General features: G+C 63.6%; 11 protein-coding genes. 8 read left to right on the top strand and 3 right to left on the bottom strand.

Going from position 1 to position 16,162, the window contains the following annotated elements; genetic code table 11:
* Positions 1-20 precede the first annotated feature (20 nt).
* A complete protein-coding gene (locus HU729_RS05300; protein WP_186708710.1) occupies positions 21-518 on the bottom strand; it encodes a sn-glycerol-3-phosphate transporter in 498 nt (165 codons plus the stop codon).
* 232 nt (positions 519-750) lie between these two features.
* Here HU729_RS05300 and HU729_RS05295 point away from each other — a divergent pair, with 232 nt between their 5' ends.
* The 3 genes from HU729_RS05295 to HU729_RS05285 all read left to right on the top strand — a co-directional run bounded on the left by HU729_RS05295 (position 751) and on the right by HU729_RS05285 (position 4,230).
* Positions 751-2,052: a murein hydrolase activator EnvC gene (locus tag HU729_RS05295; RefSeq protein ID WP_186665650.1), complete on the top strand. Its 1,302-nt coding sequence runs from the start codon at positions 751-753 to the stop codon at positions 2,050-2,052.
* Between the two features lie 86 nt (positions 2,053-2,138).
* On the top strand, positions 2,139-3,464 hold the full coding sequence (locus HU729_RS05290) for a S41 family peptidase (protein ID WP_186665649.1): 1,326 nt from the start codon (positions 2,139-2,141) through the stop codon (positions 3,462-3,464).
* 7 nt (positions 3,465-3,471) lie between these two features.
* The gene (locus HU729_RS05285) at positions 3,472-4,230 is read left to right on the top strand and encodes a divergent polysaccharide deacetylase family protein (protein ID WP_186665648.1); all 759 of its coding nucleotides are present in this window, start codon (positions 3,472-3,474) and stop codon (positions 4,228-4,230) included.
* 21 nt (positions 4,231-4,251) lie between these two features.
* Here the strand turns inward: HU729_RS05285 and HU729_RS05280 are convergent, their stop codons facing one another.
* A complete protein-coding gene (locus tag HU729_RS05280) occupies positions 4,252-5,976 on the bottom strand; it encodes a hypothetical protein (protein ID WP_186708708.1) in 1,725 nt (574 codons plus the stop codon).
* 197 nt (positions 5,977-6,173) lie between these two features.
* Here HU729_RS05280 and HU729_RS05275 point away from each other — a divergent pair, with 197 nt between their 5' ends.
* Entirely contained in the window at positions 6,174-7,646 is a 1,473-nt protein-coding gene (locus HU729_RS05275; protein WP_186708706.1) for a trypsin-like peptidase domain-containing protein, read from the top strand.
* 61 nt (positions 7,647-7,707) lie between these two features.
* On the opposite strand, the gene HU729_RS05270 is transcribed toward HU729_RS05275, so the two are convergent.
* Positions 7,708-9,654 carry a BCCT family transporter gene (locus HU729_RS05270; protein ID WP_346655287.1) on the bottom strand — a complete coding sequence of 649 codons (1,947 nt, stop codon included), beginning with the start codon at positions 9,652-9,654 and terminating at the stop codon, positions 7,708-7,710.
* 534 nt (positions 9,655-10,188) lie between these two features.
* On the opposite strand from HU729_RS05270, the gene betI reads away from it, so the two are divergent.
* The 4 genes from betI to HU729_RS05250 all read left to right on the top strand — a co-directional run bounded on the left by betI (position 10,189) and on the right by HU729_RS05250 (position 16,145).
* Positions 10,189-10,854 carry a transcriptional regulator BetI gene (gene betI / locus HU729_RS05265; protein ID WP_186708702.1) on the top strand — a complete coding sequence of 222 codons (666 nt, stop codon included), beginning with the start codon at positions 10,189-10,191 and terminating at the stop codon, positions 10,852-10,854.
* A 30-nt stretch (positions 10,855-10,884) separates the two neighbouring features.
* Positions 10,885-12,357: a betaine-aldehyde dehydrogenase gene (betB, locus tag HU729_RS05260; protein ID WP_186665641.1), complete on the top strand. Its 1,473-nt coding sequence runs from the start codon at positions 10,885-10,887 to the stop codon at positions 12,355-12,357.
* 76 nt (positions 12,358-12,433) lie between these two features.
* Positions 12,434-14,131, top strand: a complete 1,698-nt coding sequence (gene betA, locus HU729_RS05255; RefSeq protein ID WP_186665639.1) for a choline dehydrogenase — start codon at positions 12,434-12,436, stop codon at positions 14,129-14,131.
* A gap of 271 nt (positions 14,132-14,402) precedes the next feature.
* Positions 14,403-16,145, top strand: coding sequence for a potassium/proton antiporter (locus HU729_RS05250; RefSeq protein WP_186666100.1), 1,743 nt, complete (start codon positions 14,403-14,405; stop codon positions 16,143-16,145).
* The last annotated feature ends 17 nt before the right edge of the window (positions 16,146-16,162 follow it).

Genomic DNA, 16,162 nt, shown 5'->3' with positions numbered 1-16,162 from the left:
CTTTTTCATTTTCGAAGGTTCTACCGGAAGTGGTAGCCGACGTTGACCATCATTGCATTGGTCCCCAGCAGCACCGCCTCCAGGCCGACAGGCCCCAGGCGCGTGCCCAGCGATGGAATGATCACGGGCGCGACACCGAAGCGATTGAGCGGAATCTTGTCCCGGTACTCCCCGCGATAGCCATGCAGCAGGCCCGCGCTGACCTTGGCATGCACCGGCCAGTGCTCATGGTGCCAGGCCTTGCCGCCGTATGCGTACACCGAACGCTGCCGATACGAGTTGCGAAAGGTCGCCGCGCCGTACAACAGGCCATCGGCACGATTGCGTTCCAGGCCGATCAGTTCCTGACGCTCGCTGTGCTCGGGATTGGGATTGAAATGCCGGGTGTAGACGCTGGTCTGCAGGTACCAGCTATCCTCCTGCACCGCCAGCGCGGGCACGGATGTTGCGGCCATGATCAGGACGGTGCCGCACAACAGCCAGCGGCGCGGGGGGGCGGAGCGTTTGGGCGTAGGCATGCTTGAGTCTCACACAACGATTGGCGGGCGGGCTTTGGGGACGCCCAATCACAATGGTATCGAGCAAGACTCACGTAACCAGATACGTATGTTTCCCGTTTTTTCAGGGTTTAGTCCGATGCATCACCGGACTTTCCTGACAAACGCTTGCCTTGAGGCGCCGGGAGGCGTTTTTTTTGCGCGCCCGGGCGGGCATACTAGGCCAGTCTCCATCCCTGGTACGCCCGATTCCATGCGCCGCGCCCTCATACTCCTAGCCCTGTCATGCCTGCTCAGTCCGGCGTTCGCCGACGAGCGCGCGCAGACCCAGCAACAACTGGACGCCACGCGCCAGGACATCGCCGAGCTCAAGAAAATGCTGGGCAAGCTCCAGGAAGAGAAAGCCGGCGTGCAGAAAGACCTCAAGTCCACCGAGACCGATATCGGCAATCTCGAGAAACAGGTGGAGGGTCTGCAACAAGAGCTAAAAAAGACCGAGGGCGAGCTGGAGCGCCTTGACCACGAGAAAAAAAAACTCCAGAGCGCCCGCGTTGAACAACAACGACTGATCGCGATCCAGGCCCGTTCCGCTTACCAGAACGGTCGCGAGGAGTACCTCAAGCTGTTGCTCAACCAGCAGAATCCCGAGAAGTTCGCCCGCACCCTCACGTACTACGACTACCTGAGCAAGGCGCGCCTGGAGCAACTGCGCACCTTCAACGAAACCTTGCGCCAGTTGGCCAATGTCGAACTGGAAATTTCCGGCCAGCAGGAACAACTGATGGCCCAGCGCGCCGACCTCGACAGCCGCCGCCAGGCACTGGAGGCCGAGCGCAGCAAGCGCCAGCAGGTACTGGCCAAGCTCAACAGCGACGTCAAGGATCGCGACCAGAAGCTCCAGGCCCGCGAGCAGGACCAGGCCGACCTTGCCAAGGTGCTCAAGACCATCGAGGAAACCCTCGCCCGCCAAGCCCGCGAAGCCGAGGAAGCGCGGCAGAAGGCGCTGCTGGCCAAGCAGGAAGAAGAGAAGCGGCGCAAGGAGCAGGCCCTGGCCGACGCTCGCCGCGACGAGCAGCAAGAGCCACAAGCGCCACCGAAAAAGGCCCGCACCGTGCTCGGCCCGCTGGTGTCCAGCGATGGCGCCAACTACGGCGGTGCATTTTCTGCGGCCCGGGGAAAACTTCCATGGCCAGTCAATGGTCGATTGCTGGCACGCTTCGGCGACACGCGAGGCGGTGATGCCCGCGCCAAGTGGGACGGCGTGATGATCAGCGCCAGCGCCGGCACCCAGGTGCGCGCCGTACATGGCGGGCGCGTGGTGTTCGCCGACTGGTTGCGCGGCGCTGGACTTCTGGTCATTCTCGACCATGGTAATGGTTATCTCAGCCTGTACGGCCATAACCAGAGCCTGCTCAAGAGCGCCGGCGACATCGTCAAGGCCGGCGAAGCCATTTCCACCGTCGGCGACAGCGGTGGCCAGGACAGCGCAGGTCTGTACTTCGCGATTCGCCAGCAGGGGCGGCCCACCGACCCTGCGCAATGGTGCCGAGGCTAGGCACCGCAACATTTACGGTAAGGCCCGACAGCGGGCCGCACCGATGCTCCCCCGGGAGCGCCTACAGGATCAGGAGTTCGTTCGACATGCTGCACTCGTCTCGCCTCACCCCGCTGGCCCTGACCATCGCCCTGGTCGTCGGCGCGCCTCTGGCCAGTGCCGCAGAGCCGGTCAAGCCCGCCAAGGCGGCTGCCGTGCCGGCCACCGAGGTGACGGCCAAGGCGCCGCTGCCGCTGGACGAACTGCGCACCTTCGCCGAGGTCATGGACCGCATCAAGGCGGCCTACGTCGAGCCGGTGGACGACAAGACCCTGCTGGAAAACGCCATCAAGGGCATGCTCAGCAACCTCGACCCGCACTCGGCCTACCTCGGCCCTGAAGACTTCCAGGAGCTGCAGGAAAGCACCAGCGGCGAGTTCGGCGGCCTGGGCATCGAGGTTGGCATGGAGGACGGCTTCGTCAAGGTGGTCTCACCCATCGACGACACCCCGGCATCACGCGCCGGCATCGAGGCAGGCGACCTGATCGTCAAGATCAACGGCGCCCCGACCCGCGGCCAGACCATGACCGAAGCGGTCGACAAGATGCGCGGCAAGATCGGCCAGAAGATTACCCTGACCCTGGTACGCGATGGCGGAACACCGTTCGATGTGACGCTGGCCCGCGCGGTCATCCAGGTCAAGAGCGTGAAGAGCCAGCTGCTCGAGAACGACTACGGCTATATCCGCATCACCCAGTTCCAGGTCAAGACCGGCGAAGAGGTCGGCAAGGCACTGGCCAAGCTGCGCAAGGATAACGGCAAGAAGCTGCGCGGCCTGGTCCTGGACCTGCGCAACAACCCCGGCGGCGTCCTGCAGTCGGCCGTGGAAGTGGCCGACCACTTCCTCACCAAAGGCCTGATCGTCTACACCAAGGGCCGTATCGCCAACTCCGAGCTGCGCTTCTCTGCCGACCCGGCCGACGCCAGCGAGGGTGTACCGCTGGTGGTGCTGATCAACGGCGGCAGCGCCTCGGCTTCGGAGATCGTCGCCGGCGCCCTGCAGGATCAGAAACGCGGCGTGCTGATGGGCACCGACAGCTTCGGCAAGGGCTCGGTACAGACCGTGCTGCCACTGGCCAACGACCGTGCGCTGAAGCTCACCACCGCGCTGTACTTCACCCCCAACGGACGATCGATCCAGGCACAGGGTATCGTGCCGGACATCGAAGTACGCCAGGCCAAGCTCACGGCCGAAGCCGACACCGACAACTTCAAGGAAGCCGACCTGCAAGGGCACCTGGGCAACGGCAACGGCGGCGCCGACCGCCCGACCGGCAGCAGCAAGCGTACCGAGCGCCCGCAGGACAACGATTTCCAGCTCAGCCAGGCACTCAGCCTGCTCAAGGGCTTGAACATCACCAAGGGTGATTGATACCTGCATGCGTTTTCTGCTGTTCACGCTGTTCTGCCTGATGGCCGGTGTCGCACATGCGGCGCCGGCCTACATGAGCATCATCATCGACGACCTGGGCCAGAACAGCGAACGCGACAGCCGCACCCTCGCCCTGCCCGGTCCGGTCACCCTGGCGATCATGCCTGACACCCCGCACGCCACCGATTTCGCCCGCCAGGCCCACAAGGCCGGGCGTACGGTGATCCTGCACATGCCCATGGACCCGGCCACCGGCCCCTACGCCTGGCACCCGGGCCTGCCCATCGAAGAACTGGCCCGCAGGCTCGATGCAGCCCTGCTCAAGGTGCCGTTCGCCGCTGGCATCAACAACCACATGGGCAGCCGCATGACCGCACAGCGCGACGCCATGGCCTGGTTGATGGGCAACCTGCAGGAGCGCGAGCTGTTCTTCGTCGACAGCCGCACCAGCGCTGCCACGGTGGCGGCGGCCCAGGCCCAGGCGATCGGATTGGCGCATGTCTCGCGGGACGTATTCCTGGATGACGTGCGCACCCCCGAAGCCATCGCCGCTCAATTGCGCCAAGGCATCGAGCTTGCACGCAAGCAAGGCTCGGCGGTGCTGATCGGCCACCCCTACCCGCAAACCCTCGAAGTGCTCGAACGAGAGATGCCCGGGCTCAAGCGCCAGGGCATCGAGTTGATCGAACTGCGCCAGATGATCGCCGAGCGCAGCAACCAGGCCATGCCGGCGCACGGTCGCAACGGTCGATACAGCAACCGTTGATACGCGCGCCGTTCAGAGCGCCTACAGGCTGTTGAAGGGAATGATGTCCTTGGCCTGGGCGTAGGTCAGATTGCCCCGGTAGATGCTCAGCACCTGCCCCTCGCTCGCGGCCCTCATCTGCTCCCTATAGCCCATCTTGCGCTGGCTCCAGAGCTTCAGGTGGCCCTTGCCGAACGCGGTGGGCGCCGCCTGGGAGTCAGCGAAGTGGAAGTGCGCAGCCCACAGGGGTCGGCCCTTGCTGTCAGCGGACGACTTGAGCAGGTTGATGCGGTACTCATCCAGGAAACCATCCGAAACCGACTTGCGCGGCCCCACGTACTCGACCGCGATCAAGCCTTGCTGATGGAGGAAGCTCAACCCATGGGCGCCGGGATAGCGCGTCTTGGTATAAAGCTCGACCAGGCATTCGCGCTTCTGCTCGCGTAACCGGATCACAGCGTCATCCAGGCGACCCAGCAGGCTGTCGGTGCTATCCACGTCCGCCAACTGTTCGCGCAAGTCCAGCACCTCGGCGACCTGCGCATCGAGCATCGAGATCAACCCGCTGTCCTGCGCGTCGTTGGCCACCAATGCCTTGGCCTGTTCGATGACGCTCTCGTTCTGCGCCAGTATGCCCTCAGCCAGTTCACGGCTTTTCCTCTCGAATTCCGGCGTCGAGGCCCGCGATTGCGGCTCAGGTGCTGTGCTCGCGACCTCTTCGAACCATGCACCGCCTGTCTTGTGAAAACGGTGTTGGACCTGGGCGCTGAACGCGCCCTTGACCTGCAATTCCGACTTCCCATCGACCATGACCTCGGTACCCAGCACTGTCTGGCCTGCATGGGTGCGCGCCACTTGCAATGCACGCAGCGGATAAACCGCACGACGCGGCGCCTGGGCTTGCCCGGCTGCCTGCTCACGCATGGCTTCGACCAGCGAATCGCCTGCCATTGTCTTCAACAGCACCATCTGCTCTCTGTAGGATGCCAGGCGCTGGATATCGACCAAGCGTCTGCCCAGCTTGGTGATGCGGTCGCAGTTGAGGATCGCTGCCAGGTACTCATCCCAGGCACCTTGCAGCACCTCGATGCGCTCGGCAATCGGCAGCTCGCAGAACATCGAGAGATGGTGGGAGTTGGCGGCAACACGCAAACGGTAACTGGCGATCGCGTCACGGAAGATCGTGTAATGCTGGTTGGTGGCTCCTTCTTTCAAGCGAAGGGCCAGTTCGACCAGGCTCATGGCCTGGAAGAAGCGGATCATGACCGTAGACGTCTTGCGAGCGGCGATGACTTGCGCAACGGTGACACGGCCCCTGCTCGATTCGATCTCCATACCGATATCGCTGACCGCCAGCACACGATCCATCTGGCTGGAGACCTCCATGATCCTTGGCTGGTCCAGCACCAGCCCCTCAAGCAACTCCCGGCACCTGACATAGAGGGCTGCGCGGGCTTGCGGCGTGGCCCCGCTCAAACTGCTGGCAATCCGGTCATACTCATGGAAGTTACCCACCGCCACCGCTTCATCGAGGATGAACACGCCATAGCTGATCAGGTCTCGACGCACATTCGTGAGGGTTTGTCGCTGGTCCCTGTCGTGGGCGGTCGTGCGGGTATAGTTAGGGTTATCCAGCAGCGTGACAATGCTGTTCTCTGCGTTGACGTAGTGCTCGAACATGGAATACACCAGTTCGATACGCTGCCGGCGCAGGCCGTTCATCTCGCGCATCAGTGCATCGCGTTTTGCGGTGTACAGTTCGGTCAACGTGTTGAACCGGGAAAGGTTGTCCGGATCCGTGGGAGGCGGTTGGTCGAGTGTTTCTTTCACCTTGACGAGCTTGGTCCGCAGCTCCTCAAGCTTGGCGTTTTGCCTCTCCCCTGCATCAGGTCACGCGATATCTACCGCCCACACCCTCTCTTGTCAGAACAGGCTGCTGCGTGTCCCCACAACGGAGCCTACTGATGCCCTCACTATCTCCCTGGAGCCTCGCCGCCCTGCTCGGTGCATTAGCCCCTGCAGCCCTCATGGCAGAACCTGCAAGCACACCAAGCCCCGTGTTGAATGCCCAGGCGCAACATGCGCACTGGAGCGGAATCGGCCGATTGACCATGGACAACGGCAGACTGTGCATCGCCACCTTGATCGACAGCCGCGACAACCCGCCCACGACCGACAGCGGCCCCGCCTACATCCTGACCAGCGGCCACTGCGTGGACACGCGCAATGGCCGCATCGGCCAGGACCAGCCGACACACGGCAGCATCGCCTTCAACTACTTCATCGACACCCAGGAGCAGCGCAAGACCTTCGCTCTCAAGCGCAGCCTGTGGAACAGCATGCAGGGCACCGACCTGGCACTGCTTGAGCTGGACGCCACGCTCGATGAAGTCATGTCACAAGGCATCATGCCGCTGCGCATGGGCAGCAACCCGGCCAAAGAAAAACCGGTTGTGGTCATTGGTGAACCCAGCAGCATCGGCAAGGGCCTGCGCGTGGCAAGCTGTACCGAGCACCCCGCCGACTTTGCCCTGGAGCACCCCTGGGTCTGGCGCAACATACGCGTCAACGACTGCCCCGGGGTCAGTGCCGGTGCCTCAGGCAGCCCCGTGATAACGCCAGACGACCAGCAGGTGATCGCAGTGATCAACAGTGTCACCAGCGACGCCAGCGCGCCCTGCGCTACAAACAGCCCTTGCGTAAATGCGCAAGGCTCGCAAGACGCCCCGCCACGCAACATCGCCATGCCGCTGAACAGGGTCCTCGGCTGCTTCAAGCAAGGTGTGGCCGACCTGGCACTGGACAGCTGCCAGCTACTGCCCGGCTTCTCGGCAACGGTGACCAAGCGGCCTCGCTTTCTCGAAAAGATCGCCAGCGATGAGCAAGGGCAGTACACCCCGCCCGGCTGGAACCTGCACTTCACCCTCGACACGCCCCGCTACCGCTTCAAGACCACGACCGACCCACTGGCCTGCGAAGAGCCGACCGGCTACAGCGGCACCATCGCTGCGGGGGAAGTGCCGATCGACGCCCCCGTCGGCCCAGAGCCCGGCTGGCACTTTCTCTGCCTGATCGGCGTGAATACCCCCGAGCAGGCGCCCTCGGTCGCGCTGATGGCCAACAGCCTGACGCTGGCGACGGAACTGTTGCCCGCCAAGGACGTGCCCTTCCCCGACGTGACCTATGCGTATCAGGACAATGGTGGCGTGCGAGTCACCTGGACACGCCATCCACCGGACGTGGTCCACTACCGGGTCAAGCAAGGCCCGGCAGCGAAGATCGACTGTGACGACCCCAAGGGCTTTGGCCTCCTGCGTCACACCCACTTCACCTTCGAGGCCAGCAAGCTGCCGCTGAAGATCTGCACCCGAGGCGAGGACATCATCCGCCAACAATCTGCGGTCCGCACCGACGTGATTGCGCCTGTAGCTCGCTGAGGCAAACAAAAAGGCCCTGTCGTGTGACAGGGCCTTTTCATGACAGCACGCGTAGGGGCGATCAGCTGTAGACACGCCCCAGCAACTGGCGATGGCTTTCGAACTGATCGAGCACATCGCGCACGATCTGCTCGGGCAGGAAGCCCATCAGGTCGTACTCCTGGCTACCGTTGTGCAGGTACACCTCGGCGCGGTAGAAGCGCTGGCGCACTTCAGGCTCGCCCCCGGCAGATGCCTCGCTCGGTGCCGCCAGATAGCCGTCCAGGCTGACTTCATAAACGAAGGGGTTGCCCTCTTCCATCATCACCCGCACACCCATCATGTTGCGCGACTGACCGACGCGGGTCTCCACCTCGAAGCCCTGGGCGCGCAGTTGTTCAGCCGCCTCCTTGAGGGCCGGGCTGACCTGCTTGTCCATGAAGCGCTGCACCACCGCCTGGGTCGGCTCGAGCTCCAGTTGCGTAAGGCGCTCGCTGAAGCCACGACGGCCACGGGCAGCCAGCTCCGCACGTTCCTGCTCGACCGCGACATCCTGCTTCATCGCCTTGTACAAGCCGAACATGAACAGCACCAGCACCACCGAGAACGGCAGGCCGGCCAGCACCACCATGGTCTGCATGGCTTCGAAGTTGCCGGCGAACAGCAGGCCGATGGTGACCAGGGTGATGATCACCGACCAGAACACCACCATCCAGTGCGGCGCGTCCTCGTCGACCTGGCCACCTTTGCACGAAAGGTTGGCCATCATCACCGCACCCGAGTCGGCCGGGGTGAGGAACAGCACGAAGCCGACGAACACCGCCACACCGATCACCACCTTGGCCGCCGGGAAGTATTCCAGCAACTGGTAGATCGACATCGACGGCTGTTCCAACGCGGTCTTGCCCAGCTCCACGGCGCCCTGGTTGATTACCAGGTCCAACGCGGTGTTGCCGAAGATCGACAGCCACGCCAGGGTGAAGCCCAGCGGGATCAGCAGCACGCCGCTGACCAGCTGGCGTACGGTACGGCCCTTGGAGATACGGGCGATGAACATGCCGACGAACGGGCCCCAGGAGATCCACCAGGCCCAGTAGAACACGGTCCACAAGCCCAGCCAGCGCTCGGATTTGCCCGCCTCGCCCTCGTAGACGTAGAGGTCGAAGGTCTTGAGCACGATGCCGTTGAGGTAGTCGCCGACGTTCTGCACGAAGCCGTTGAGCAGGTGCAGGGTGTTGCCGCCAAGCAGGACGAAGATCAGCAAGCCGCTGAACAGCATGATGTTCAGGTTGGACAGGCGGCGAATGCCGTTTTCCACCCCCGACACGGCGGCGACGGTGGCCACCCCAGCCATCACCAGAATGACCACCAGCAGGTTGGTCTTGCTGTGGTCCATGCCGAACAGGTATTCCAGGCCCGAAGACACCTGCATCGAACCGATACCCAGGTTGGTCACCAGGCCCAGCAGGGTGACGAACATGCCGAAGATGTCCACGGCGTTGCCCGCCGCGCCCTTGACCCAGCGCTCACCGACCAGCGGGTACAGCGCCGAACGCAGCGCCAGCGGCTGGTTGTGGCGGTAGGCGAAGTAGCCCACGGCCAGGCCCACCAGGGCGTAGATCGCCCAGCCATGCAGGCCCCAGTGAAGGAAGGTCAGTTGCAGGCCCTGGCGCGCAGCTTCGAGGCTCGCGGGGGAGCCTTCGGGCGGGTTGAAGTAGTGATCCAGCGGTTCGGATGCGCCGAAATACAGCAGCGAGATACCGATACCGGACGAGAACAGCATGCCGGCCCAGGCGCCATAGCTGAAGTCGGGCTGGTCATCCTTGCCGCCCAGCTTGAGCTTGCCGTAGTCGGAGAAGGCCAGGAAGACGACGAACACGAGGTAACCACAGATCACCAGCATGTAGTACCAGCCGAAGGTGCGCGTCAGCCATCTCTGGGCCACGCCCAGCACCTGGCCGGCGGTTTCGGGTACAGCGATAAGCAAGGCAGTCAACGCGAGGACCAGCAGCGCGGAGGTGAAGAACACCACGCGGTTGACCCGAACCCTCTCGGCGGGGGGCTTTGTCAGGGAGGCAGAACTCATTGCACGAATGCTCCGGGCAGTAAGGCTGTGGAGGCTAATCAGTCAGTTCCCGCGCAATTGGTGCAATAGCCCCACTGCGTCAGGTGTTATAAAAGCACCCTGGAAACCGTGATCCCGAATCGAAACGCTGCAATTAAACAGACCGGCGGGCACTGCCTGAACGCTGCCATCCTTGCTGGATGCGCGCATTCGTCACAGCTCGCCTGACCCGCTCCAAGGGTCGTCCGCGCGGTCATCGACCGCTCGGCAGAATCTGTCCATGCATCGTTCTTGCCCGTCAACGCCTTGTATTCCGGGGGTTACACGTTTTCCTGGGGTGTCAATCCGTGCTTTCTCGACCGCCTGAAAAACTGTCAATGGCACAAATTGTCGCAGAGCTTATTCTTTATTGATTGAACGTTCAATCAAAACAAAATAGACTGGCCCTTGCCGAGTCGGATGCAGGTCGTCCGCTCGCAGGCCTGAGGAGATAGCAAGATGCCCAAGGTCGGTATGCAACCCATCCGCCGCCAGCAGTTGATCGACGCCACATTGCAGGCTGTCGACCAGGTCGGTCTGGGAGATGCCAGCATTGCGCTGATTGCCCGTTTGGCCGGTGTGTCGAACGGCATCATCAGTCACTACTTTCAGGACAAGAACGGCCTGATCGCAGCGACCATGCGCTACCTCATGAACGCGTTGAGCGAAGGCACCGTCGCCCGCCGACAAGCCCTCACAGACGACAGCCCGCGGGCGCACCTGAGAGTGATCGTCGAAGGCAACTTCGACGCAAGCCAGGTCAGCGGCCCGGCAATGAAAACCTGGTTGGCCTTCTGGGCCGCCAGCATGCACCAGCCGTCCTTGCACAGGTTGCAGCGGATCAACGATCACCGCCTTTACTCCAACCTGTGCTGCCAGTTCCGCCGTGTCTTGCCGCTCTACCATGCGCGCAAGGCCGCTCGCGGGCTGGCGGCCCTGATCGACGGCCTGTGGCTGCGCGGTGCGCTCTCGGGCGACGCGTTCGACACAGAGCAGGCAATACGGATCGCCTACGAATACATTGATCTACAACTGGCTAAGCAGCACGACCTGGATTCCAACCCCCAGGCGGCTGAACGATCGCACGCAGCGACTGCCCAATCGGCAGGAGCACGACGCGGCTAGCCAATCACACACTGCACTTGCGAGGACTCTATGGCCCGTTTCGGAACGCAAAAACTCTACATCGATGGTGGTTATGTCGACGCTGGCAGCGATGCCACCTTCGAGGCCATCAACCCGGCCACCGGCGAAGTCCTTGCCCACGTCCAGCGTGCGACCGAGGCTGACGTCGAGCGCGCCGTCGAGAGCGCCGAACGTGGCCAGAAAGTCTGGGCCGCGATGACCGCCATGCAGCGTTCGCGCATCCTGCGCCGCGCCGTCGACATCCTGCGCGAGCGCAACGACGAGCTGGCCATGCTGGAAACCCTGGACACTGGCAAGTCGTACTCCGAAACCCGCTACGTCGACATCGTCACCGGTGCCGATGTACTGGAGTACTACGCAGGCCTGGTCCCGGCAATCGAAGGCGAGCAGATCCCGCTGCGCGAATCGTCCTTCGTCTACACCCGTCGCGAGCCACTGGGCGTGACTGCCGGTATCGGCGCGTGGAACTACCCGATCCAGATCGCCCTGTGGAAGTCCGCGCCTGCCCTGGCCGCTGGCAACGCGATGATCTTCAAACCGTCGGAAGTCACCTCGCTGACCACCCTGAAACTGGCCGAGATCTTCACCGAAGCCGGCCTGCCGGATGGCGTGTTCAACGTCCTGACCGGTAGCGGCCGTGAAGTCGGCACCCTGTTGACCGAGCACCCACGCATCGAGAAAGTCTCCTTCACCGGCGGCACCACCACCGGCAAGAAGGTCATGGCCAGCGCCTCGAGCTCCTCGCTCAAGGAAGTGACCATGGAACTGGGCGGCAAGTCGCCGCTGATCATCTGCGACGACGCCGACCTGGACAAGGCCGCCGACATCGCCATGATGGCCAACTTCTACAGCTCCGGTCAGGTCTGCACCAACGGCACCCGCGTGTTCGTCCCGGTCGCGATGAAAGCGGCGTTCGAAGCCAAGATCGCCGAGCGCGTCGCACGCATCCGCATCGGCAACCCGGAAGACGAGAACACCAACTTCGGCCCGCTGGTCAGCTTCCAGCACATGGAAAGCGTCCTGGGCTACATCGCCAAGGGCAAGGAAGAAGGCGCCCGCGTGCTGTGCGGCGGTGAGCGTCTGACCGAAGGCGCGTTCGCCAAGGGCGCCTTCGTCGCCCCGACCGTGTTCACCGACTGCCGCGACGACATGACCATCGTCAAGGAAGAAATCTTCGGGCCGGTGATGAGCATCCTCACCTACGAAACCGAAGAAGAAGTCATCCGCCGCGCCAACGACACCGAGTACGGCCTGGCTGCGGGCGTATGCACCAACGACATCACCCGCGCCCACCGCATCATCCACAAGCTCGAAGCCGGCATCTGCTGGATCAACGCCTGGGGTGAATCGCCAGCCGAAATGCCGGTTGGCGGCTACAAGCAGTCGGGCGTCGGCCGTGAGAACGGCGTCAGCTCGCTGGCTCAATACACTCGCATCAAGTCGGTGCAGGTCGAGCTGGGCGGCTACAACTCGGTCTTCTAAGACCGGTCTGGCCACGCCCGTGCCTTTGCGCACGGGCACTCCCGCTCCCTGAACACTGCCAACGAGGGTACTTTGCATGTCCCAAGAATACGATTACATCATCGTCGGTGCCGGTTCGGCCGGTAACACCCTGGCCACCCGCCTGACCGAAGACGCCAGCGTCTCGGTGCTGCTGCTGGAAGCCGGCGGCCCCGACTACCGCTTCGATTTCCGCACCCAGATGCCAGCAGCCCTGGCCTTCCCGCTGCAGGGCCGCCGCTACAACTGGGCCTACGAGACCGACCCTGAGCCGCACATGGATGGCCGCCGCATGGAATGTGGCCGCGGCAAGGGCCTGGGTGGCTCCTCGCTGATCAACGGCATGTGCTACATCCGCGGCAACGCCATGGACTTCGACGGCTGGGCCGAACTGCCAGGCCTGGAAGACTGGACCTACCTGGACTGCCTGCCCTACTTCAAGAAAGCCGAAACCCGCGACATCGGCCCGAACGACTACCACGGTGGCGACGGCCCGGTCAGCGTTGCCACGCCAAAAGCCGGCAACAACCCGCTGTTCCATGCCATGGTCGAAGCCGGTGTACAGGCCGGTTACCCACGCACCGAAGACCTCAACGGCTACCAGCAGGAAGGCTTCGGTCCGATGGACCGTTCGGTGACCAAGAACGGTCGTCGCTCCAGCACCGCCCGCGGCTACCTGGACCAGGCCAAGAAGCGCCCGAACCTGACCATCGTCACCCACGCCCTGAGCGACCGCGTACTCTTCGAAGGCAAGCGCGCCGTGGGTGTGACCTATCTGGTCGGTGACAGCGAAGAGCGCGTCGAAGCCCGTGCCCGCAAGGAAGTCATCGTCAGCTCCGGCGCCATCGCTTCGCCGCAGCTGCTGCAGCGCTCCGGTGTCGGCCCGCGCGCCCTGCTGGAGAGCCTCGACATTCCGGTGGTCCACGACCTGCCGGGCGTCGGCGAGAACCTGCAGGACCACCTGGAACTGTATCTGCAGTACGCCTGCACCCAGCCGGTGTCGCTGTACCCATCGCTGCTGTGGTGGAACCAGCCGGCCATCGGTGCCGAGTGGCTGTTCAACGGCACCGGCATCGGCGCCAGCAACCAGTTCGAGGCCGGTGGTTTCATCCGCACCCGCCCTGAGTTCGAGTGGCCGAACATCCAGTACCACTTCCTGCCGGTGGCGATCAACTACAACGGCTCCAACGGCGTGAAGGAACATGGCTTCCAGGCGCACATGGGCTCGATGCGTTCGCCAAGCCGTGGCCGCATCCAACTCAAGTCCAAGGACCCGCGCCAGCACCCGAGCATCCTGTTCAACTACATGGCCACCGAACAGGACTGGCAAGAGTTCCGCGACGGCATCCGCCTGACCCGCGAGATCATGGCCCAGCCTGCGCTGGACCCGTATCGCGGTCGCGAGATCAGCCCGGGCGCGCACGTGCAGACCGATGAAGAGCTGGACAAATTCATCCGCGAGCACGCCGAAACCGCGTTCCACCCATCCTGCTCGTGCAAGATGGGCACCGACGACATGGCGGTGGTCGATGGCGAAGGCCGCGTGCATGGCATGCAAGGCCTGCGTGTGGTCGATGCGTCGATCATGCCGATCATCATCACCGGCAACCTCAACGCCACCACGATCATGATCGCCGAGAAAATCTCCGACAAGATCCGTGGCCGCAAGCCACTGCCACGCAGCACGGCCAAGTACTACAAGGCCAACGGTGCGCCGGTGAAGGGCAAGCCGATGCGTGAGGTGAAGCAGGCGTAATCCTGCACCGGGCTCTTCGCGGCGGTTCGTCGCCCCGACAAGCCAGCTCCCCACAGGTACTGCACAAGTCTTCATGCCTGTGGTGAATCTGTGGGAGCGGGCTTGCCCGCGAAAGGGCCCGCATAGGCAACACAACAAAAGGCACCCACCGCGGTGCCTTTTGTACATCTGCAGAAACGCTTTACATGCTGGCAATTCATCAGGTTAGAATCGATTGGCACGCGACTTGCGAGTCAAGTCATCTTTCCGCGATATCCCGGAGTACCTGCCTTTGGATGCCAGCACCATCAACAGCCTGTTCCTGATCGGCGCACTGCTGGTGGGCGCGAGTATCCTGGTCAGCTCTCTGTCGTCGCGCCTGGGCATCCCTATCCTGGTCATCATCCTCGCGGTCGGCATGGTCGCCGGTGTCGATGGTGGCGGCATCATCTTCAACAACTACCCGACCGCCTACCTGGTGGGCAACCTCGCGCTGGCCGTGATCCTGCTCGACGGCGGCCTGCGTACGCGGGTAGCGAGTTTCCGCGTGGCCCTGTGGCCGGCCTTGTCGCTGGCCACGGTGGGCGTGCTCATCACCACCGGCCTGACCGGCATGGTCGCCGCCTGGCTGTTCGACCTGAGCCTGATCCAGGGCCTGCTGATCGGCGCCATCGTCGGCTCTACCGACGCCGCGGCGGTGTTTTCGCTGCTCGGTGGCAAAGGCCTGAACGAACGGGTCACGGCGACGCTCGAGATCGAGTCGGGCAGCAACGACCCGATGGCGGTATTCCTCACCGTCACCCTGATCGACATGATCGCCAGCGGCCAGACCGGCCTGCACTGGAGCCTGCTGACCCACCTGATCCGCGAGTTCGGCATCGGCGGCCTGCTGGGCCTGGGTGGCGGCTGGCTGATGCTGCAACTGGTCAACCGCATCAACCTGGCCGGTGGCCTGTACCCGATCCTGGTGATCGCCGGGGGCCTGGTGGTGTTCTCCCTGACCAACGCCCTGCACGGCAGCGGCTTCCTTGCCGTCTACCTGTGCGGCCTGGTGCTGGGCAACAAGCCGATCCGCAGCCGCCACGGCATCCTGCACATGCTCGACGGCATGGCCTGGCTGGCGCAGATCGGCATGTTCCTGGTGCTGGGGCTGCTGGTCACCCCGCACGACCTGCTGCCCATCGCCCTGCCCGCCCTGGGCCTGGCGCTGTGGATGATCCTCTTCGCCCGCCCACTGTCGGTGCTGGCCGCACTGCTGCCGTTCAAGGCGTTCCACGGCCGCGAAAAGGGCTTCATTTCCTGGGTTGGCCTGCGCGGCGCGGTACCGATCATCCTTGCGGTGTTCCCGCTGATGGCGGGCCTGCCCGATGCGCAGTTGTTCTTCAACCTGGCGTTCTTCATCGTGCTGGTGTCGCTGCTGGTGCAAGGCACCAGCCTGCCGTGGATGGCCAAGCTGCTGAAGGTCACGGTGCCGCCAGATCCAGCGCCGATCTCGCGCTCGGCGCTGGAGGTGCACATCACCAGCGAATGGGAGCTGTTCGTCTACCGCCTGGGCGCGGAAAAATGGTGCATCGGCGCAGCCCTGCGCGAGCTGAAGATGCCCGAGGGCACGCGCATTGCCGCGCTGTTCCGTGGCGAGCAGTTGCTGCACCCCTCGGGCAGTACCGTGCTGGAGGTCGGCGACATGCTCTGCGTGATCGGCCATGAGCACAACCTGCCAGCCCTGGGCAAACTGTTCAGCCAGGCGCCACAGCGCGGCCTGGACCTGCGCTTCTTCGGTGACTTCGTCCTCGAAGGCGATGCCGAGCTCGGCGCGGTGGCAGCACTTTATGGCCTGAAGCTCGACGGGCTGGATGCGAAAATGCCGTTGGCGCAGTTCATCCGACAGAAGGTCGGAGGCGCTCCAGTCGTAGGCGACCAGGTCGAATGGCACAGCACGATCTGGACAGTCGCGACCATGGACGGGAACAAGATCCAGAAAGTGGGCGTCAGATTCCCCGAAGGAACCCGGCCCGGCCCGGGGCTGTTCCTCTAAACTCCGTTCGTGCCCTC

It is taken from the genome of Pseudomonas sp. RW10S2, from assembly GCF_014268985.1.
GTDB classification, from domain to species: domain Bacteria; phylum Pseudomonadota; class Gammaproteobacteria; order Pseudomonadales; family Pseudomonadaceae; genus Aquipseudomonas; species Aquipseudomonas wayambapalatensis.
The sequence above is the reverse complement of the archived record's forward strand: the minus strand, read 5'-3'. Positions and strand labels throughout refer to the sequence as shown.